The following is an 18,838-nucleotide window of genomic DNA, read 5'->3' as shown; positions in this document are numbered from 1 at the left end:
CATCCGTCATTGCGGACACTGACCTGGCCCGCGCGTGTGTGTTCCAGCCGGCTCCGCAAAGGTCATGCGGGATGGCAGCTGCCGGCTCGTGTGGCGGCATAGCAAAATCCCGCGCGATCGTCAATTATTGCCGGATTTTGTTGTGCTTTTGCCCCGCCCATTTGCAACAGAGAGACAATTCAGCCGAATTCGGGAAAGTGTTTCCGCCGTTTTGTGTCCAAATCCAGATTTCGGATCTTTAGCAGCCCCTCAGCCTGCAGGCGGTTCCGCAGGCCAGGGCTGTCGGCGCAAACTTCGTCAAAAAAGATGCGCAGGCCGGCCTCTCCGTGATCCGTTTCTATCGTGCTGAGCAGCTCGTGCGCGGTGATTCCCCCGATCTCCCGTGACCGGGAAGGGGCAAGCCCGGCCCGGTAAGAGCCTTTTTGCAGCCGGTACCGGTAGTGGCTGATCCAGCTTTGCCAGTCCGCGGCATGAAAATGGCACAGATCCAAGCCGTCCAGTTCGGCCTGGCCGGGATTCATGCCGCCGTCCAGCAAAATATTGTGAATCCGAATCTCCAGGCCGTCGATGCCAGTGCGGGTAAACAGTTTGCCTTGGACATGGCTTAGAAAACCGCCCTTAAGATGTTTGCCGAACTGCGGGTACAGCCGCGCGGCGCGGGCGTCCTGGCCAGCGACCGGGAGATATCCTTTGAAAGCCGTGCCGCCGCCGCCCGCCAGGGCCTCAACCGGGCGCACCCGGGCACAGCGGATGTCAGACGGCAGCGCCGCCAGCCGGGCGGCAACAGACCCTGCAGACCACAGGAATTCGTCCACGTCGCAGTGCAACAGCCAGTCCAAACCCCCGGCCTGGCGCTGGTAGGCACGGCTGGCGTTTGCCGATTGCCTCACTTGGTGCTTGACCGGCCGTCGGCCCATCCGCCGCCAGTAGGTCTCGTTGCATTCGGTGACCCGGATCTTGGGGTGTGCTTTCAGATGCGGAAAAGCGTCCGGGCAGGGGGCGTCCAGATACAGAAACAGTCTGTGCGCCCCGGCCTCAAGGTAATGGGCCGCAAAGGTCAGAATATCGCCTGCGTCTGCCTTGATGGTGCTGACGACACCCCATTTGATCTTCTCACCGCTCATCAGAGGCGGGCCTGTCCTTATAGCGTTGGATCCGGGCGAAGATGCTGCGCGGATCATTCATGACCATCTGCAGCATGCGTGTTCCCAAAGGCCGAAGAACCGCGTCATTCTCGGCATAGCGCCACAGCCGGGCCAGCATGTTCTTGTCCAAATCCCCGTTTGGCAGCGAATAGGGCTCCAAGCCAAAGCCCAGTTCGTCCGGTTTTGAACCGCCGCGGGTCCGGGGAAAGCCAACGCTGTTTTTCTGCCCGCTCTGACGGCGCTCACTGTCGTGAAGCTTGATCAGGTCGAACAGCAGCATCAGCCCTTGTCCGCCCAAACGTTGGTCCATGGTTTCCCCATGATCGGCAAATGTAGCCGCTGCCGATATCATCCAGCGCACTGGCAGTTCGCGGGCCAGCGCGTCGCCCTGTTCCGACCAGATCCGCAGAAACAACTGCTGCGCTTGCGGCGGGGCGGCGCGCCTGCGCAGAATGGCAATGCAAACTGCATGAAGCGCCCAAAGTTCAGGCTGGCCAACAAACTCAGCGCGTATAATCGCCTGCTTGCGCAACGCATGCCTGCGGTTTTCCGGCATGCCGTTCATGTCAGGTGCGCAGGAGACCAACGCTGCCTTAAGTGCATTCAGATCTACGTCCGGGGGCGGCAGCACCGACAGAGGATCGTCGAAAGGCGCCTCGCGCGTCTCCAGCCGCCGCATCAGCGCAAAAAACCCGCCAGGGTAGTTCTGTTGATCCAGGTCCATGACGGGTTTCAATGCGCTGTTTTTCTAAATGCGGCGTTTCTGTCAGACCATCATTTCCTTGGTCGCGGTCAGTTTCAAGTCCGGATAGTCGCGCACCACCCGGTCGATGTCCCATTGCAGCCGCGTCAGGTAGACGACATCGCCGTCGTGATCATGGGCGATATGCTGCTTGTTGGCGTTGGTAAACTTGTCCACTGCTGCCCGCTCCCCGCTGACCCAGCGGGCCGAGGTGAACTGGCTGGCCTCAAACCGCACCGGCAGGCCGTATTCCATCTCAATCCGTGAAGCGAGAACCTCGAACTGCAACTGGCCGACAACGCCAACGATGAAGCCGGAGCCGATCGAGGGCTTGAATACTTTGGCAGCCCCTTCTTCGGCAAACTGCATCAGTGCCTTTTCCAGGTGCTTGGCCTTCATCGGATCGCCCGCCCGCACACCTTGCAGCAGTTCCGGTGCAAACGACGGGATGCCGGTCACCCTGATCGCCTCGCCCTCGGTCAACGTATCGCCGATACGCAGCTGGCCGTGGTTCGGAATGCCGATGATATCGCCGGCCCAGGCTTCTTCCGCCAATTCGCGGTCTGAGGCCAGGAACAGCACCGGGTTGGAAATCGCCATCGGCTTTTTGGTGCGCACATGGGTCAGTTTCATGCCGCGCTTGAAATGTCCCGAAGCCATGCGGACAAAGGCCACCCGGTCGCGGTGCTTGGGGTCCATATTGGCCTGCACCTTGAAAACGAAACCCGCGACCTTTTTCTCTTCCGGCGCCACCTGGCGGGGCTGGGCGGATTGCGGCTGCGGTTCGGGGCCATAGGCGCCGATACCGTCCATCAGCTCCTTCACCCCGAAGGAGTTGATCGCCGAGCCGAACCAGATCGGGGTCATATGCCCCTCCAGCACCGATTGCGGATCCAAGGCAGGCAGCAGCTCGCGGGCCATCTCGACCTCTTCCAACAGCTGATCCAGCAGGTGTTCCGGCACATGTTCAGCCAGCCTTGGGTCGTCCAAGCCGTTAATCTCAATGCTTTCTGCAACCTTGTTGCGGTCGGCGCGGTCCATCAGCTCCAGCCGGTCGCGCAGCATGTCATAACAGCCGATGAATTCGCGGCCGACGCCAATCGGCCAGCTGGCAGGTGTCACGTCAATCGCCAGGTTCTGCTGGATCTCATCAATGATCTCAAAGGTGTCCCGGCTTTCGCGGTCCATCTTGTTACAGAAAGTCAGGATCGGAAGGTCGCGCAGACGGCAGACTTCAAACAGCTTCTGGGTCTGGCTTTCCACGCCTTTGGCGCCGTCGATCACCATCACTGCCGCATCCACCGCAGTCAGCGTGCGGTAGGTGTCCTCGGAAAAGTCCGAGTGGCCGGGCGTATCCACCAGGTTAAAGCGGAAGCCGCTGAAATCAAATGACATTGCCGAGGCAGAGACCGAGATTCCGCGGTCTTTTTCCATCTGCATGAAGTCCGAGCGCGTGCGCCGCGCCTCACCCTTGGCGCGCACCTGCCCGGCCATCTGAATCGCACCGCCGTACAGCAGGAACTTTTCAGTCAGCGTGGTCTTGCCGGCGTCCGGGTGCGAAATGATCGCAAAAGTCCGGCGGCGGGCAATTTCGGGCGGCAGTTCGGGGTGGTTCGAAGCGGTGTCCAACATGGGGGTGGCTGTATCCAGAATCCGCAAGCGTGGCAAGGAAAACAGGGGCCGCCGCCGGGCAAGCTGCCGGCCGTCACGGGGCAACGAACAGATCCAAATTCCGGATTGCCTATGTTTCGCTAACGAATATCTTGTAAGTCTATTTGAATGAATGCGGGCAACCGGATTTGAAAACTTTGCCACTGCAGGAACAACTCGTGCAACAAGACGAATTTTCCGATCATTTTGAAGTTTTGGACTCAGTTGAAATTGCAGTGATCGTCCTGAAAGTGGGGGGCGACGGCCTGCCGCGCTATGTGGCGATGAATACAAAGGCGCAGGAATTCACCAAGCTCGGATTTGACGATTTCGCCGGCAAAACCGCGCTTGAGCTTTATGGCGGGGCGACTGGCCGCCGCGCCTTGAACCACCACCTAGACGTCATAGCTGCAGGCAGGGAAGCCACCTACGACATCGTCCTTCCGGCTGTTCAGAAAACAAAATACCTCAGCACGACGCTGCGGCCTGTCTTCAATGATGACGGCAGGCTGGTCTACCTCGTCGGCTCCTCCACTGATATCACGTCTGAGCGTGAGCGGGACGAGGCGTTGGAACTCACCCGGCTGGCCCTCGACAAGGCGGAGGAGGCAAGCCAGGCAAAAGAGCGGTTTCTGGCCAACATGAGCCACGAAATCAGAACCCCGATGAACGGCATACTCGGGATGTGTGAATTGCTGAAAGAAACAGCACTTGATGACCAGCAGGCTTTGTTCGCGGACACGATTTTCAATTCGGCCACCGCCTTGCTGAGCGTGATCAACGATGTTCTGGATTTTTCCAAAATTCAGGCGGACAAAATCTCATTGCGGGACGCTCCCTTTTCCCTGTTGGACCTTGTCCAGGATGTGGGGACCCTGCTGTGGGCAAAGGCGGCCTATAAGGGGCTCGATCTTCGCACCGATTATCCCGCTGACGTCCCGCGGGCATTTATCGGGGACGCCAGCAAGATCCGGCAAATCCTGATGAACCTGCTGGGTAATGCGATCAAATTCACCGGCACCGGCCATGTCACTGCCAGCGTTTCCTATGACCCTGGCGCTGCGAAACATCCGCTGCGCATCTCTGTAAGCGACACCGGCCCGGGGATCGACCAGTCGCAGATTGAACAGATTTTTTCTGCGTTCGAACAGGTCAACCGCCAGACCACAAGGGTGGTAGAGGGCACCGGCCTGGGATTGGCAATCACCCGTGCACTGGTTGAGCGGATGGGCGGCAGGATCGACGTGGCATCGGTGCCGGGGCAGGGGGCGGTCTTTACGGTCCATCTGGATTTAAGGCAAGCGGATGCAGAGGATGGCGCCGCCGGCCCGGAAGACGGCGTTTCCTGCGTCCAGGATCAAAGACTGGCGTTGAATATTCAGGCGGCAAACACCCCGTCAGAGCTGCCGGCAGAGGCGTTGAAGGGGATGAGGATCCTTGTTGCCGAGGACAACAAGACCAACCAGCTGGTCGTCAGGAAGATGTTGAAACCTACTGGCGCAGACCTGCAGTTTGCGGCCAACGGGCAGCTCGCCTTTGAGGCATACATCTCTGCTGGCTGCGACCTGATCCTGATGGATCTGTCGATGCCGGTTCTGGGCGGGCTCGAGGCCACCCGGAAAATCCGGCAGTATGAGCAGGATGCCGCGTTGCCGGAATGCCCGATCATTGCGCTGACAGCCAATGCGCAGCCTAGCGACGTAGAGGCTTGCATGGCCGTGGGGATGAACGATTTTCTGTCCAAACCCTTTCGCAAGGCTGAGCTTTTGGCGCGCATCCTGCGTTAGACGGGGCGGCAATCGCGCAAAAGCCTGCTGCAGGTTTCCCGGGCCGGGGCTTGCCGGCACGGTTTGCTGCACCAACGCAATCCCGCGCATCTCAGGGGCGGCACTCCTGTGCGTCCGCATCCTGGGTCATTAAGGATATGCCGCGCGCCCCCCAGGTCGCTGCGGCCGTATCAACAGCCACTGGAGGCAGTGATGGGAAGGATTGGCCTAAAAACCTGGCAACCGCTTCAGATGTTCATCCGTTTTGCCCTGGGGCCGGTGTGTGCTGATTATGCGCTGCAGTAGATCGGAGGTGTGCAGATATCCCACATATCCTGCAACGCGCCCAATACCTTCCGCGTGCCGGCTGAAGAGATCGGCTTCACAATGTAGCCGCTCACGTTCCGGGCGTAGGCCCGGGATATGTCTTTCGGATTTTCGGACGTCGTGAACATGAAGACGATGTTGCTGGAAATATCTTCCTTTGCCCTCAGGGCGTCCAGGAATTCATGCCCGTTCATGCGCGGCATGTTGATGTCCAGAAGAATGAAAAAGGGGTGCGGAACGTCCTGCAGCTTGTCGGTGGTCAGGATTTCCAGCGCTTCCAGCCCATCGCATGCCCGGACAATTTGTGCAGCAGGGGAGAGTTTCTTCAGATTGCGCTCCAGAATAAGCGCATCCAGGTCATTGTCCTCGACCAAAAGGATATTCATTTCGTGCTCTCCACGTCAGGCGGCTTTCTCTTGGTTTGCGGAGGAGTGTGCAGCCCCTTTGTTCGGCCAGCTAAACCTGAAATCAGCGCCGTGTCCAACCTTGGATTTCAACTCAACCCCAAACCCATGCTGTTCGACCGTTTTTTTCACAATAGCCAAGCCAATGCCAGTGCTCTCAGGCTGGTTCGGCCGCCGCAGAGTTTGAAAGACTTCGAAAATTTTAGTATGGAATTCCGGCGCAATACCGTCACCATCGTCCCTTACGGATATGTCATACCGGTCGGCTGCGTCCACAATGCTGACGGATATCTTCGCGGTGTCCGGCGCGGGATGGTACTTGACCGCATTGCCAACAAGGTTTTCCAGGACACGGCGGAAGTTGAAGGTATCCGTGGCAATGGTTTCGACGTCTCCCACCCGCTCAAGCTGGTCATCGGAAAGGCTGAAATCCGACTTCAGTGTTTCAATCACCTCGCCAAGGTTGAGTGTCTGTTCAGCTTCCTCATGTTTTCCAATACGCGAAAATTCCATCACACCTTGGGTCAGATCGTTCATCCGGCCCACGCGTTCAGTGATCCGCGCCAGGTTGGCAGCAACCTCGGGGTCTGCATTTGCAGATTGAAAATAGTCTTCCAGATCTTCCTGGATCATCTCGGTAAGCGTGCTAATGCCGCGCACCGGCGTCTTTAAGTCATGGGAGGTGATGTAGACAAACTGTTCCAGTTCCGCATTGGCCTTGGCCAGCTTCGCGGTTTCCTGCTGCAGATCGGCTGTAATCCTTTCCGCATAAGCCTGGGCACGCTGGTTTGACCGGCTCATGAAAAACAAAAGCGAAATGACCAAGGCTTCGATCACCAGGCCGGCAATCAGTATAATAGTCGGCTGAGAATAGGAGTTTGCCTGGCGGAACCCAAGATTGGTGCGGATATCAATGGTCCATTTTCGGCCGTATATTTCCAGCAGCACCTTCTCTGCAAACTTGGGAGCGGGATCAAACCGGGGATCTGCCGGGTCATGTTCATTATAGATCCGCTCTCCTTGGTCGCTGATACTGAACCGCACATTCCTCAGCTCTTTGGACAGCAGGCCGGCCATCAGTTTCCGCACCACGAACGGCGCGTAGACCATGCCGTCAAAGCGCTGCTCGCGCTCTGATTGGCTGTCAGCGTCTCCTCCGGAATAAAAGGGGGCGTAAAACAGGAAACCCGGCGTGCTGCTTTCGTCCTGAACAAGAACAATGGGGCCGGTAATCCTGGCTTCGCCACTTGAGCGGCTGGCCAATGCGGCATCCCGCCGGTTAAGTTCGTGGGCAACGTCCAGTCCCACGGCCGCTGCATTCAGATTCTCCGGCTCAATGAACGAGATCGGCAAGTGAATGCTGTTGTCATGCGCAGGATAGACTGAAAAACCCGGCCGTTCCGTCCGCCGGGTCCGCAGGTAGCTGTCAAATTGGGACGGGGCTACATGGTGAATGACGCCGATCCCGTTGATCCCCGGATACCTTTCGTCAACCCGCAAGGAATGCGCGAATATTTTCCACTGCTCATAGCTCATGTCGCCATCATTGGATTGGATGGCTGATACACCGGCCCATAGGGCTTCTTCGTATTTCTCCATGCGGGCTGCAATCAAGCCGACGGCCTGATCGCGGGCAGCATTAAAGGCATTTTCGACACGGTTTTGCGTCTGCGTTTCGGCGTAGAGCCAGGCGCCGATGGTCATCATCAGCGACAGGCCAATGACCAGTGCATGGATCAGCGAGAGGTGGCTGTTCCTGAAGAATAAGCGCCATTTCTGAAAAGGGGAAATCGTCTTCATCGGTGTGCTCACAGCCCGCTATGCGTCCATCGCATTCTATCTTTACAGTCCTTAATGAACGATAAATTCGCATTTAGGTTGTGGCACGTTTGTCCGCGCAGTCCAATCCGGGATTATGTTGCCCGGCGAACACGTGGAAGCAGAAATCTAGCGCAGCGAGGCCCGCTTCAGCAGTCCCACTGCATCGGGGCGGTCCAGCAGTGACCGGCTCACGTCCAGGCCATGGGCGCCGCGCTTGTGCTGCGCAGGCAGGGTGCCGGGGCGCAAGGTCCAGAAATCGTCCGGCAAAGCCGGGCTTGTCACCGGGTCAAGAAAGGTGCTCTCAGCCGCAATCCCCTCGGCATAGATGATGTGGTGACGGTCGAACAGAATCTGGAAATAGTCGGCAAAGCCGCCGTCCAGCACCACCACGGTGCCGCCATTCACCAGGTCGCGGGCGCGGACCAGGACCTCCGGCGCGCCGGCGCCGATTTCGTCGCTGCGCTGATAGACCATCAGCCGGTGGGCCGGGCTGACAATCAGGTCGTTGGCGTTGTTCAAGGCGCCTTGGCGGATCAGGATCGGGGCCAGGTCCCCAACCGCGCGCAGGGTGGACTGGCCAACCCAGCGCACCTCCTGAATACCGTCGTCCCGGGTCAGGACACGGTCGCCTGCGCGCATGTCTTCGATCAGGCGCTGTGCGCCGGTGGCCAGCGTGATGCGGGTGCCGCGGGTAAAGGAGACGCAGGCGGATTGCGCCAGCTTGCGCCGGGCTGATTTGCGCCCGGCCTTGACCAGCGTGTAGGGCATATGCGCCTGCAAAGGGGCCAGCGGCACCAGAAAGATACCGGCAATCAGCCCGTCACCGTCCACTTCGACCATTACCAGGATCTCGGTGTTGGGGCCGCTGTCGGGCATCAGCGTCAGCAGGCAGTCCAGATGCAGCGCCGCACCCGGGGTGCCCAGGGCGGTGTCGCCGGCGATGCGGAAACTGCCATCGTGATGGGTGGCGATGCCCAGCCGCTGCGGCGGCACCGGGTTGTTCAGCAGGTAGATGTCGTCCAGCACCAGGTCCTCGAGCACGCCCAGGGGGTCACCCATGTTGGCGCCGTATTCGACGCGGAAACGGTCGGCCGGGTAGGCCTGGACGGAGGAGAGGCTGGCGGTCAAAATCTGTCCCATGTGCGGCCGGTACTCGATTCCATATGCGGGCCCGCAGGCCGGACCGTCAAATAGATTTGCCGTGAGAATGTGGCGGAAAGGGGGTGGGAAGGGGCAAATTTTCCGGCAGTTTCACGCTGCCGGCTGATTGCGGTCCGGCCGGCCGCGGGGCTGGCCATCCGGGCGCAGGCGGTGCAAGCTCCGCGAAACGGACAAGATTCCCGAGGGAGAACGACGATGGATCTGGGTATTTCGGGCAAGCGCGCGCTGGTCTGTGCCAGCAGCAAAGGGCTGGGGCTGGGCTGTGCCGAGGCGCTGGCAGAGGCCGGTGTGAACCTGGTAATGAACGCCCGCGGTGCCGACGCGCTGGAGGTGTCAGCGCAGGCGGTCCGCGATCAGTTCGGTGTGGATGTGGTCACCGTCGCAGCGGATGTGACCACGCTGGAGGGCCAGCAGAAGGTGCTGGATGCGGCTGACGGCGTGGACATTCTGGTGACCAACGCGGGCGGCCCTCCACCGGGCATGTGGACCGACTGGGACCGCGAGGATTTTATCAGCGCGCTGGACGCCAACATGCTGACCCCGATCACGCTGATCAAAGCGCTGGTGCCCGGTATGATCGACCGCGGCTGGGGCCGGGTGGTCAATATCACCTCGGTGTCGGTCAAATCGCCAATCCCGGTGCTGGGTCTGTCGAACGCGGCGCGGGCCGGCCTTACCGGTTATGTTGCGGGCACCGCGCGGCAGGTGGCCGGTCAGGGGGTCATCATCAACAATCTGCAGCCGGGCATCCATGCCACGGACCGCGCTGTGTCGCTGGATGGCGGTGCGGCGCAGGCACAGGGGATCACACCGGAAGAAGCCAAGGTGCAACGCTGCGCCACCATACCGGCGGGCCGCTATGGCACCCGGGCCGAGTTCGGCGCCACCTGCGCCTTCATGTGCTCGCAGCACGCAGGTTTCATGGTCGGGCAGAACATCCTTCTGGATGGCGGCGCTACCAACACCACGATGTAAGGAACGCAGAAATGGCCAGCGGTTTTTCCCTGAAGGACCAGCTGTTCAACCGCGACAAGGTCCGCTATCTGGCGGGCCTTTTTTCAGCGGCTGAGGCTGGATTTGATGCTGAGGTGTTTGAAGCCCAGGTGATGGCAAAACTGCCGGAGCTGGAGCTGAAGCAGCGGATCGTTTTGATTGCGCAAGTGCTTGCGGATCATCTGCCACAGGCTTTGCCCGAGGCTGCACCGATCCTGTTGAAAGCACTGCCGCCGCCATTGGACCCCGGCAAGACCGACGATGATTTCGGCGATTTCATCTTTGCGCCCCTGGGGGAGTATGTGGCGGCCAAAGGTGCCGGGGCGCATCCCGGGCTGTCGCTGGACCTGCTGGAGGAGATTACCCAGCGGTTTTCCATGGAATGGGCGATCCGCCCGTTTCTCAACCGCTGGCCGGATGCGGTTCTGGCGCGTTTGGGGGAATGGTCCACCCATTCCAGCTATCATGTACGGCGCCTCGTCAGCGAGGGCACCCGGCCGCGCCTGCCCTGGGGCGAGGCAGTTGGCCTGAACCTGGCGGACCCGCTGCCGCTGCTGGACCAGCTGCACGGCGACAGCACCCGCTATGTCACGCGGTCAGTCGCCAACCATCTGAACGACATTGCCAAAAAGGATCCGGATCTGGTGATGGACCGGCTGCAGGGCTGGCACGGCGCAGGGGTTCAGGACCGCAAGGAACTGGACTGGATGACCTCCCATGCCTTGCGCGGGCTGGTCAAAGCGGGCCATCCTCGGGCGATGGCGATGCTGGGCTATGACCCGGAACTGGCATTGGAAGCGCTGATTGAGGTGCCGGACAAGGTGCGTATCGGCGCGGCCTTGGATTTCACCTGCCGGCTGGAAGGCGCGGCTGGCGCGCCGGTTCTGGTGGATTATATCCTGCATTTCCAGCGCCCTGGCGGAAAGACCTCGGCCAAGGTTTTCAAGCTGAAGCAGGCCAGGATCGCCGGCGGCAGGCTGGAGCTGGGCAAAAAGCATAAGCTGAAGGGCGATGCCACCACCTTTAAGCTGGTGCCCGGCCCGCACCGGATTGAGCTGATGGTGAACGGCAAAGTACGGGCCGGAGCCGCGTTTGAGCTGCTGCCGGAAAGCTGAATCTTCTTCTTCCGCCCGTTCGATAGGCCGGGCAGCGCCGGCCCCGCTGCCCACGCTCCATCACAGTTGCGTCAGGCCGCCCGCTGCCCGGATTGCCGCCTATCATGCACGCCGCTATCCCAGTGGTCCGGAACCACAGGAAAGGCGTCCCCATGAAACATGAAAACGTGCAGACCTATTACGGCGAGGTGCTGCAGGGCAGCGATGATCTGCAGACCAACGCTTGCTGCACGCCGGATGACATGCCGGACCATGTGAAGGCGGTGCTGTCCAAGATCCATGACGAGGTGCTGACCCGATATTACGGTTGCGGGCTGATCGCGCCGGAAGCGCTGGAGGGCGCGCGGATCCTCGATCTGGGCTGCGGCGCGGGCCGCGATGTCTATGCCTTGTCGGCGCTTGTCGGAGAGAGCGGCAAGGTAGTGGGCGTCGATATGACCCCGGCGCAGCTGGACGTCGCCCGCCGCCATCAGGATTATCACGCCGAAGCCTTTGATTATGCCAAGTCCAACGTCGAATTTCACCACGGCTACATTGAACAGCTGGAGGAACTGGGTCTGGAGCCGGGCTCGTTTGATATCATCGTCTCCAACTGCGTGATCAACCTGGCCACCGACAAGGGCGCGGTGCTGCGCGGCGCGCATCATCTGCTGAAAGAGGGTGGCGAGATGTATTTTTCGGACGTCTATGCCGACCGCCGGGTGCCGCAGACGATGGCCGAGGATGAGGTGCTGTACGGCGAGTGCCTGTCCGGCGCGCTTTATTGGAACGACTTTCTGTCGATCGCCAAGGCATCGGGTTTCAAAGACCCGCGCATGGTGACTTCGCGGCTGCTGACGATCGAGAACCCGGCGCTGGAGACACGTGTTCAGCCGCTGAAGTTCCTTTCGGCCACCTACCGGTTATTCAAACTGGCAGCACTTGAACCGGCCTGCGAGGATTACGGCCAGGCGGTGATCTACAAAGGCACCATCGAACACGCGCCGCATGTCTTTGCGCTGGATGATCATCATGTGATCGAGGCGGGCAAGGTGTTTCCTGTCTGCGGCAATACCTGGATGATGCTGCAGGGCAGCCGTCTGGCGGCGCATTTCGACTTCATCGGCTCGTTTGATACCCACTACGGGATTTTTGCGGGCTGTGGTGGTAATTCGCCTTTCAATGGGCTGGAACAGGACGGTGCCGCGCAGGGCTGCTGCTAGAGCGGCTTGCGGCCTTGCGGCAGGGTTGCTATCCCGGCGTGACCCCAGCGTTTCGCGCGGAAAACAGCCCCGAGGCCTCATGAACACTGCCCCCGCCGACCTGATCAGCACGCAAACGCCGCCGCGTCTGGAGATCCGCCGCATCAAGCGCTTCTTTGAGGGGCGCGCGGTGGTGGATGACGTTTCGCTGCAGATCCAGGCGGGGCAGGTGACCTGCCTGCTGGGGCCTTCGGGCTGCGGCAAATCCACCACGCTGCGGATGATCGCCGGGGTGGAGATGCAGGACAGCGGCGAGATTTACGTGGATGGCAGGCTGATCTGCGACACCGTGTTCCGGGTGCCGCCGGAGCGGCGCGAAATCGGGCTGATGTTCCAGGATTTCGCCCTGTTCCCGCATCTGAGCGTCGCTGATAATGTCGGTTTCGGCCTGAAGGGCAGCAAGGATGAGAAACGCGCCCGGGTCGAGGAACTCTTGAACCGGGTGGCGCTGAAACGTTTCATTGACGGCTACCCGCACCAGCTGTCAGGCGGCGAGCAGCAGCGGGTGGCTTTGGCCCGCGCGATTGCGCCGCGGCCACGGATCATGCTGATGGATGAGCCGTTCTCGGGGCTTGATAACCGTTTGCGCGACGGCATCCGGGATGAGACGCTGAGCCTCCTGAAGGAAGAAGACACCGCCGTTCTGCTGGTCACCCATGAGCCGGAAGAGGCGATGCGCATGGCCGATGAGATCGCATTGATGCGCGGCGGGAAGATCGTGCAGCAGGGCGCGCCCTACAACGTCTATACCCACCCGGTGGACAAGGCCGCGGTTGCGTTCTTCAGCGATGTGAATGTGTTGAAGGCCGAAGTGCGCGGAGCATTGGCCGAGACCGCATTCGGCCAGTTTCTGGCCCCCGGCGTGCCGGATGGAACCGCGGTCGAGATCGTGTTCCGCCCGCAGCATCTGCGAATTGATTTTGACCGGGCGGGCAAGGGGCCGCTGCCGACCCCCAGCGACGGGGTGCCTGCGCGCGCGGTGGTGGAACGGGCGCGGTTCCTGGGCAGTGAAAGCCTGGTGGAGTTCCGGATGGAGTTCGACGGCTCGATCCTGCGAGCCACGGTGCCCAATGTGTTCTTGCCGGAAAAAGGCCGGGTGATGTGGCTGACGGTGCGGCGCAACCGCTGTTTTGTCTTTCCTGCCTGATAATTGAAGGGCATCTTTGTCTCCAAATAGACAGGAGGTGCAGTTGCAGGAAAGCTATCGGATCAGAGCATTGAGCGGCGCGGAAATCCAGATCGCCGTTGACTGGGCCGCGCGTGAAGGCTGGAACCCCGGCCATCAGGACGCCGCCTGTTTCGGTGCGGTTGATTCCGAAGGGTTCTGGGGCGGTTTCCTGGACGGGCAGATGATTGCTTGCATCTCGGTGGTGAACTACGGGCAGGCGTTTGCCTTCCTCGGTTTCTACATTGTTGCATCACAGCATCGCGGGCAGGGGTATGGCTATGCCTTGTGGCAAAAGGCGCTGGAACACGCAGGGAGCCGGGTTGTTGGCCTGGACGGCGTGGTGGACCAGCAGGAGAACTACCGCCGCTCCGGCTTTGAACTGGCTTACCGCAATATCCGCTTTGGCGGGGTGCTGTCCGGCGGGCTGGCGGTTTCGCAGGAATATGAGGTGACACCGCTGACAGAACCGGGGGCAGAGCTGGAGGCACTGGATGCCCGCGTCTTCCCAGCGCCGCGCCGGGGGTTCTGGCAGCATTGGCTGGGGGCTGAGGGGCATGTTTCCTGCGCCGCGCATCAGCATGGCGGCCTTGCCGCTTTCGGCACCCTGCGGCCCTGCGCCAGCGGCTGCAAGATCGGGCCGCTTGTTGCCACGTCGCGTCCGGCGGCAGAAGCGGTGCTGGCGCGGCTGCTGCATGAACTGCCGGAAGGGCAGGAGGTATTTCTGGATGTGCCGGAACCCCATGCTGCAGCGGTGGATCTGGCGCGCTCCCTGGGACTGGCGCCGGTTTTTGAGACCGCCCGGATGTACCGCGGTACAGCGCCGCAGCTGGAAACGGATCTGATCTACGGTGTCACCAGTTTCGAGCTGGGATAGGGGGCGCTGCCCCCGGCCCTGCGGGCCTCCCCCGGAGTATTTTTGCAAAGGTGAATGCCGGGACTCAGGAGCCGTATGGGTCGTAGTCCTGCAGGCGTTTGCCGGGTTCGTCGACGAAAAGTTCGGGCAGGGCGGAGGCGTCCTCGATCAGGTCGACCCGGAACACCCTGAAAGCGCCGCGGGTCTCGCACCAGGCGGTGAGGGTCCAGACCCGGCCCCAGTATTCCATGTGCAGAGGGCGGATCCTGCGGTCTGTCAGAGTGCCGTCGATGCGGCGATAGCTGAGCTGCAGTTTCTGGCGGGTTTTGATGGCGGCGCGCAGGGCGGGCATATGGGCAAGGGCGCGTGCTGCGTCCGAGAAGGGGTAGACCGCGAATTTCCAGGCGTCGGCTTCGGCGATGGTCTGTTCCGGCAGCACTGCGTCCACCTTGGCCGCCAATGATTGGGCTGCAGATTTGAGGTCCGGGTCGGCGGCCTCGGCCACGATTGCCATGCCGAGATTCAGCGCCTCCAATTCTTCCGGGGTCAGCGTCAGCGGCGGCAGGCTGATCTGCTCGCGCACCATATAGCCGACGCCGCGTTCGCCCTCGACCGGCACGCCGGAGGCCGTCAGCGTGTCCATGTCGCGGTAGATGGTGCGGGTCGAGACCTCCAGCCGTTCGGCAATGTCCCGGGCAAGGTGCAGTTTCCCGTCGCGCAGGATCTGGATGATTTCGAAAAGGCGGTCGGTGCGGCGCATGGGAACCACCCTTGGCGCGGGAAAGGGGGACAGGTCAAGGGCCGCGCCCGGCGCAGGTGCCGGGCGCGGCTTGGGCCAGATCAGGCGACCATGTCCCACAGCACTTCTTCATGGCGCATTTTTGCGCTATCCGGCGCGATGGCCTTCATCAGATCGGCGCAGAAGTCCTGCTTGTGGAATTCGGCGGCCACCTTATGCGCCGTTTCCATGTCCTTCCAGATGACATAATCGGTCCAGTGCCCATCTTCGCCGCAGCTTAGCTGCCGGTGCAGAAAGCCGGGCTGGGACCGTACAAAAGCCTCGCTGGCCTGGCTGAGAGCGACAAATTTCTCGGGACTCACGCCTTCGGCCAGTTTGAAAGTCACGATTTCGGCGACATGTTTGCTCATCACGTTTCTCCTTTGGTGTTTGTGATGGGCTGGATTTACCGGGCCACAACTGACATATACCTGTCAGTTGAGTGCGGGCTGCCTGCAAAAAACGCAGAATCCGAGGTTTGCGGGTGCCTTGCGCGCGCAGAGTTGCTTTCTCTCAACGCGCAGCCCGCGCTAAACCCGTAGCGAACAATTCCACCGGCGCCGCTGATCCGCGCTGGAACAAGAAGGAGAGACTCTCATGCTCAACAACATCGGCCTGCCTGGTATTCTGCTTATCGCTGTCGTGGTTCTGGTCCTGTTCGGCCGCGGCAAGATTTCCTCGCTGATGGGCGAAGTCGGCAAAGGCATCACCTCGTTCAAGAAGGGCATCAGCGAAGGCAGCAAGGAGCTGGAAGAAGATACCGCTGCCGAAGCGAAAGACGTCACGCCCGAGACCGAAAAAGACAAGGCATAACCGTCTATGTTTGATCTTGGGTGGACCGAACTGCTGGTCATTGGCGTGGTCGCGCTGATCGTGGTCGGCCCCAAGGACCTGCCGGTGCTGTTCCGAAATGTGGGACGGTTCGTGGGCAAGGCCAAGGGGATGGCGCGCGAATTCAGCCGGGCGATGCATGACGCGGCGGATGAGGCCGGGGTCAACGATATGGCCAAGGGCCTGAAGGCTGCATCGAACCCCATGGGCTCTGCCATGGACGGGGTGAAACAGGCAGCGCAGGAAATGGCTAAATCGATCGACCCGACCAAATTCGACCCCGAAAGCGAGACCGGCAAGCTAGCCGCTGAGCGCGCGGAAGATGCCAAGAAGATCCAGGCGTCCACAGCGCGTGCCGCAGCTGAGCGCAAGGCGCGCGAGGCGGAAGCGGCGCTGGCCAAGGCCGAAGAGGCCGAGGCGGCGCTGAAGCCTGCGGCACCGAAAACGGAAGAAGAGGCCAAATCATGAGCAACACGGATGAGATCGACGACTCAACCGCGCCGCTGATCGAGCATCTGGCCGAACTGCGCAACCGGCTGATCCATTCGGTTGCGGCTTTCATCGTCGGCATGGTGATCTGTTTCACCGTGGCAACGCCGGTGTTCAACTTCCTCACTGCGCCTTTGTGCCAGGTGCTGGCCGAGGGCGGCCAGGACTGCGCGCTGATCTTCATCAGCCCGCAGGAGGGTTTCTTTGTCGCGATCAAGATTTCCTTCCTGGGCGGCTTTATCCTGGCGTTTCCCTATATCGGATTCCAGATGTGGCGGTTTGTGGCGCCCGGGCTCTACAAGAATGAAAAGGGCGCGTTCCTGCCCTTCATGCTCGCCTCGCCGTTCATGTTCATTCTGGGTGCCAGCTTTGCCTTTTATGTGGTGACACCGCTGGCCTACGACTTCTTCCTTGGATTCCAGCAATTCGGAACCGCTGGCGAGGCTGTCACCGGTGAGGAAGTGAACCAGGGGCTGAGCGTGGTGTTCCAGGGCTCGGCGCAGGAGTATCTGAACCTGACCATCAAGTTCATCGTGGCCTTTGGCCTGTGCTTTCAGCTGCCGGTTCTGCTGACGCTGATGGGCAAGGCCGGGCTGGTGAGCGCCGATGGCCTGGGCTCGGTCCGCAAATACGCGGTGGTGGCGATTCTGGTGCTGGCCGCGCTGGTGACCCCGCCGGATGTGATCACCCAAGTGATCCTGTTTGTGGTGGTTTACGGGCTGTACGAGATCTCAATTCTCCTGGTTCGCCGGGTTGAAGCCAAGCGTGAAGCCAAGCTGCGCGCCGAGGGGTATTATGACGATGAGGACGAGATGGACGCCCATCCCGACGATCCGATGATGGCTGAATTCGAAGCTGAAGACGGCAAAGAAAAGTAGGCCAAAGACGGTTTGAAGCAGAAAGGCGCGTCCGCGAGGGCGCGCCTTTCTTGGGTTGCATACCATTGATCGATAGTTGTGGCGCCGGGCCTCTGGCTTTGGCGGCCGCTGCGTATGCAGTCAGCCGCAGTTTCCAGCGCTGATTATCCGGCGCATCAATCCCATGAACTGTTCCCTCTCCTCGATTGATAGGGGGGCTAGGGATTGCTCGTTCTGGTCGTTGGCGGCCTGATATGCGCTCTCCCGTGTGGCCTGTCCTTTTGCAGTCAGCCAGATTTGCTGTGATCGCGCGTCTGACGGGTGTTTCCTTCTGACAATCAGCCCGTCTCTTTCCATTCGGTTCAGTGTGTTGGCAAGGGTTGCCTGTTCCAGCGCCAGCTTCTGCAGCAGCTCGCGCTGGGTCACCCCGTCCTTGACCCAAAGTTCCAGCAGAATGGGGAATTGCCCAATGGTAATGCCAAGCGGAGTGATACGCTCCTGCAAGCCGGCGGCAAACAGGCGGGCGGTGTGATTCACCAGATAACCGGCGGAGTTTTCTTTTTCGAATTTCATGTGCCAGATCTGCACTTGAATAGCATGCTATGCAATGATACATAGCATGCTATATTAGTGAAAGGAACCCACATGCCTGAACTTGCAGAACTCGACAGCGCCGTCACGCTTTTCGAACAGATGGACGCCGAAGAAGGTCCGGTTGTCCTGATGAACCTGTTCACAATAGACCCATCTGATGAGCAGGCCCTGTTGGATGCTTGGGCGCATGACGCTGATTTCATGAAGACGCAGCCCGGGTACATTTCGACACAGATGCACAAGGGGATCGCCGGCAGCGCGACCTATGTGAACTATGCTGTCTGGCAGGACGTGCAAAGCTTTCGTGCGGCATTCATGCACCCGGAATTCCAACGCCGCATTGCACAGTACCCGGAAAGCGCAATCGCCAAGCCGCATCTTTTCAAAAAATTGGCTGTCGCCAATCATTGTGTCACCTGAATGTTCCCGGATCAGATTGCCATGAAACAGAAAGTCCACGCAGCCGCAGGTGTAACCGCCTTCCTGATCATTCTGACGTTTTGGACGTCCACAGTACTCAGCGAGGTTTTGGGAACACAGGAAACCATTGCCCTGGTCAAATCCAGAATCCTCTTGGGGATGTTCGCCCTGATACCGGCGATGGCCATTGCCGGGGGCTCAGGCATGGCGATCGGGCGCCGCCGCAAAGATGCCCCGGCCCGTGCAAAGATGAAGCGCATGCCCTTTATTGCCGCAAATGGATTGCTGGTTCTCCTGCCGGCGGCCTTCTTTCTGGAGGCAAGGGCAGGTGCGGGAAACTTTGACGGTGCATTCATCGTTGTGCAGGGCATTGAGCTTTTGGCGGGTGCGCTGAACCTCACGATGATGGGCATGAACATTCGGGACGGGCGCAGAATGGCCGCACGCAGAAAAAGCAGGGCCTAGGCCTGCAGCCATGCTCCC

Annotated in this window: 20 protein-coding genes; 11 read left to right on the top strand and 9 right to left on the bottom strand. The window is 60.4% G+C overall.

The features are described 5' to 3' along the window. Positions 1-179: 179 nt before the first annotated feature. Genes K3557_RS11380 through K3557_RS11370 form a run of 3 tightly spaced genes read right to left on the bottom strand, consistent with a single transcriptional unit; the run spans position 180 to position 3,519 of the window. A complete protein-coding gene (locus tag K3557_RS11380; protein ID WP_259993949.1) occupies positions 180-1,124 on the bottom strand; it encodes a glycosyltransferase family 2 protein in 945 nt (314 codons plus the stop codon). Further along, a complete protein-coding gene (locus K3557_RS11375; RefSeq protein WP_259993948.1) occupies positions 1,114-1,869 on the bottom strand; it encodes a hypothetical protein in 756 nt (251 codons plus the stop codon). Before K3557_RS11375 ends, K3557_RS11380 begins: the two co-directional genes overlap by 11 nt. A 42-nt stretch (positions 1,870-1,911) precedes the next feature. Next, positions 1,912-3,519 (bottom strand): peptide chain release factor 3, encoded by a 1,608-nt coding sequence (locus tag K3557_RS11370; protein ID WP_259993947.1) that lies wholly within the window; start codon positions 3,517-3,519, stop codon positions 1,912-1,914. 197 nt (positions 3,520-3,716) lie between these two features. Between K3557_RS11370 and K3557_RS11365 the strand changes: the two genes are divergently transcribed. Next, positions 3,717-5,324 carry an ATP-binding protein gene (locus K3557_RS11365; protein WP_259993939.1) on the top strand — a complete coding sequence of 536 codons (1,608 nt, stop codon included), beginning with the start codon at positions 3,717-3,719 and terminating at the stop codon, positions 5,322-5,324. Positions 5,325-5,593: 269 nt separating this feature from the next. Here K3557_RS11365 and K3557_RS11360 read toward each other — a convergent pair whose 3' ends face one another. The 3 genes from K3557_RS11360 to K3557_RS11350 form a co-directional block, all read right to left on the bottom strand. Continuing rightward, positions 5,594-6,016, bottom strand: a complete 423-nt coding sequence (locus tag K3557_RS11360) for a response regulator (RefSeq protein ID WP_259993937.1) — start codon at positions 6,014-6,016, stop codon at positions 5,594-5,596. 15 nt (positions 6,017-6,031) lie between these two features. Continuing rightward, positions 6,032-7,846: a CHASE domain-containing protein gene (locus K3557_RS11355; RefSeq protein ID WP_259993935.1), complete on the bottom strand. Its 1,815-nt coding sequence runs from the start codon at positions 7,844-7,846 to the stop codon at positions 6,032-6,034. A gap of 135 nt (positions 7,847-7,981) precedes the next feature. Then, positions 7,982-8,995: a Hint domain-containing protein gene (locus tag K3557_RS11350; protein ID WP_259993933.1), complete on the bottom strand. Its 1,014-nt coding sequence runs from the start codon at positions 8,993-8,995 to the stop codon at positions 7,982-7,984. Positions 8,996-9,211: 216 nt separating this feature from the next. Between K3557_RS11350 and K3557_RS11345 the strand changes: the two genes are divergently transcribed. The 5 genes from K3557_RS11345 to K3557_RS11325 all read left to right on the top strand — a co-directional run bounded on the left by K3557_RS11345 (position 9,212) and on the right by K3557_RS11325 (position 14,407). Next, a complete protein-coding gene (locus K3557_RS11345; RefSeq protein ID WP_259993931.1) occupies positions 9,212-9,991 on the top strand; it encodes an SDR family oxidoreductase in 780 nt (259 codons plus the stop codon). Positions 9,992-10,002: 11 nt separating this feature from the next. Further along, complete coding sequence (locus K3557_RS11340) at positions 10,003-11,124, top strand: hypothetical protein (RefSeq protein ID WP_259993929.1); 1,122 nt, start codon at positions 10,003-10,005, stop codon at positions 11,122-11,124. A 152-nt stretch (positions 11,125-11,276) separates the two neighbouring features. Continuing rightward, a complete protein-coding gene (locus tag K3557_RS11335; protein WP_259993927.1) occupies positions 11,277-12,326 on the top strand; it encodes a methyltransferase domain-containing protein in 1,050 nt (349 codons plus the stop codon). Positions 12,327-12,405: 79 nt separating this feature from the next. Continuing rightward, complete coding sequence (locus K3557_RS11330; protein WP_259985549.1) at positions 12,406-13,512, top strand: ABC transporter ATP-binding protein; 1,107 nt, start codon at positions 12,406-12,408, stop codon at positions 13,510-13,512. 43 nt (positions 13,513-13,555) lie between these two features. Further along, complete coding sequence (locus K3557_RS11325; RefSeq protein ID WP_259993926.1) at positions 13,556-14,407, top strand: GNAT family N-acetyltransferase; 852 nt, start codon at positions 13,556-13,558, stop codon at positions 14,405-14,407. Positions 14,408-14,471: 64 nt separating this feature from the next. Here K3557_RS11325 and K3557_RS11320 read toward each other — a convergent pair whose 3' ends face one another. Together K3557_RS11320 and K3557_RS11315 are read right to left on the bottom strand one after the other, a co-directional pair. Then, complete coding sequence (locus K3557_RS11320; RefSeq protein WP_259993925.1) at positions 14,472-15,146, bottom strand: YafY family protein; 675 nt, start codon at positions 15,144-15,146, stop codon at positions 14,472-14,474. A gap of 80 nt (positions 15,147-15,226) precedes the next feature. Beyond that, the gene (locus K3557_RS11315) at positions 15,227-15,535 is read right to left on the bottom strand and encodes a hypothetical protein (RefSeq protein ID WP_259993921.1); all 309 of its coding nucleotides are present in this window, start codon (positions 15,533-15,535) and stop codon (positions 15,227-15,229) included. A 226-nt stretch (positions 15,536-15,761) separates the two neighbouring features. Between K3557_RS11315 and K3557_RS11310 the strand changes: the two genes are divergently transcribed. The 3 genes from K3557_RS11310 to tatC are packed head-to-tail and all read left to right on the top strand — an operon-like array spanning position 15,762 to position 17,362. After that, a complete protein-coding gene (locus K3557_RS11310) occupies positions 15,762-15,977 on the top strand; it encodes a twin-arginine translocase TatA/TatE family subunit (protein WP_129371366.1) in 216 nt (71 codons plus the stop codon). Between the two features lie 6 nt (positions 15,978-15,983). Further along, entirely contained in the window at positions 15,984-16,463 is a 480-nt protein-coding gene (gene tatB / locus K3557_RS11305; protein WP_134829554.1) for a Sec-independent protein translocase protein TatB, read from the top strand. Next, positions 16,460-17,362, top strand: a complete 903-nt coding sequence (tatC, locus tag K3557_RS11300; protein ID WP_259993919.1) for a twin-arginine translocase subunit TatC — start codon at positions 16,460-16,462, stop codon at positions 17,360-17,362. Before tatB ends, tatC begins: the two co-directional genes overlap by 4 nt. A 120-nt stretch (positions 17,363-17,482) precedes the next feature. Here tatC and K3557_RS11295 read toward each other — a convergent pair whose 3' ends face one another. Further along, positions 17,483-17,914 (bottom strand): MarR family winged helix-turn-helix transcriptional regulator, encoded by a 432-nt coding sequence (locus K3557_RS11295; protein ID WP_259993918.1) that lies wholly within the window; start codon positions 17,912-17,914, stop codon positions 17,483-17,485. 72 nt (positions 17,915-17,986) lie between these two features. Between K3557_RS11295 and K3557_RS11290 the strand changes: the two genes are divergently transcribed. Next, positions 17,987-18,355 (top strand): antibiotic biosynthesis monooxygenase, encoded by a 369-nt coding sequence (locus K3557_RS11290; RefSeq protein WP_259993917.1) that lies wholly within the window; start codon positions 17,987-17,989, stop codon positions 18,353-18,355. Positions 18,356-18,376: 21 nt separating this feature from the next. Continuing rightward, entirely contained in the window at positions 18,377-18,820 is a 444-nt protein-coding gene (locus K3557_RS11285; protein ID WP_259993916.1) for a hypothetical protein, read from the top strand. Positions 18,821-18,838 lie beyond the last annotated feature (18 nt).

This window comes from Leisingera sp. M523 (assembly GCF_025141335.1).
Classification (GTDB): domain Bacteria; phylum Pseudomonadota; class Alphaproteobacteria; order Rhodobacterales; family Rhodobacteraceae; genus Leisingera.
Note: the sequence above shows the minus strand (reverse complement) of the source record. Positions and strands in the feature narration are given on the sequence as shown.

Bases quoted from the DNA above. Each gene is read 5' to 3' on its own strand.
- K3557_RS11380 (WP_259993949.1), bottom strand. From the start codon at position 1,124: ATGAGCGGTGAGAAGATCAAATGGGGTGTCGTCAGCACCATCAAGGCA.
- K3557_RS11375 (WP_259993948.1), bottom strand. From the start codon at position 1,869: ATGGACCTGGATCAACAGAACTACCCTGGCGGGTTTTTTGCGCTGATG.
- K3557_RS11370 (WP_259993947.1), bottom strand. From the start codon at position 3,519: ATGTTGGACACCGCTTCGAACCACCCCGAACTGCCGCCCGAAATTGCC.
- K3557_RS11360 (WP_259993937.1), bottom strand. From the start codon at position 6,016: ATGAATATCCTTTTGGTCGAGGACAATGACCTGGATGCGCTTATTCTG.
- K3557_RS11350 (WP_259993933.1), bottom strand. From the start codon at position 8,995: ATGGGACAGATTTTGACCGCCAGCCTCTCCTCCGTCCAGGCCTACCCG.
- K3557_RS11345 (WP_259993931.1), top strand. From the start codon at position 9,212: ATGGATCTGGGTATTTCGGGCAAGCGCGCGCTGGTCTGTGCCAGCAGC.
- K3557_RS11340 (WP_259993929.1), top strand. From the start codon at position 10,003: ATGGCCAGCGGTTTTTCCCTGAAGGACCAGCTGTTCAACCGCGACAAG.
- K3557_RS11335 (WP_259993927.1), top strand. From the start codon at position 11,277: ATGAAACATGAAAACGTGCAGACCTATTACGGCGAGGTGCTGCAGGGC.
- K3557_RS11330 (WP_259985549.1), top strand. From the start codon at position 12,406: ATGAACACTGCCCCCGCCGACCTGATCAGCACGCAAACGCCGCCGCGT.
- K3557_RS11320 (WP_259993925.1), bottom strand. From the start codon at position 15,146: ATGCGCCGCACCGACCGCCTTTTCGAAATCATCCAGATCCTGCGCGAC.
- K3557_RS11315 (WP_259993921.1), bottom strand. From the start codon at position 15,535: ATGAGCAAACATGTCGCCGAAATCGTGACTTTCAAACTGGCCGAAGGC.
- K3557_RS11310 (WP_129371366.1), top strand. From the start codon at position 15,762: ATGCTCAACAACATCGGCCTGCCTGGTATTCTGCTTATCGCTGTCGTG.
- tatB (WP_134829554.1), top strand. From the start codon at position 15,984: ATGTTTGATCTTGGGTGGACCGAACTGCTGGTCATTGGCGTGGTCGCG.
- tatC (WP_259993919.1), top strand. From the start codon at position 16,460: ATGAGCAACACGGATGAGATCGACGACTCAACCGCGCCGCTGATCGAG.
- K3557_RS11295 (WP_259993918.1), bottom strand. From the start codon at position 17,914: ATGAAATTCGAAAAAGAAAACTCCGCCGGTTATCTGGTGAATCACACC.
- K3557_RS11290 (WP_259993917.1), top strand. From the start codon at position 17,987: ATGCCTGAACTTGCAGAACTCGACAGCGCCGTCACGCTTTTCGAACAG.
- K3557_RS11285 (WP_259993916.1), top strand. From the start codon at position 18,377: ATGAAACAGAAAGTCCACGCAGCCGCAGGTGTAACCGCCTTCCTGATC.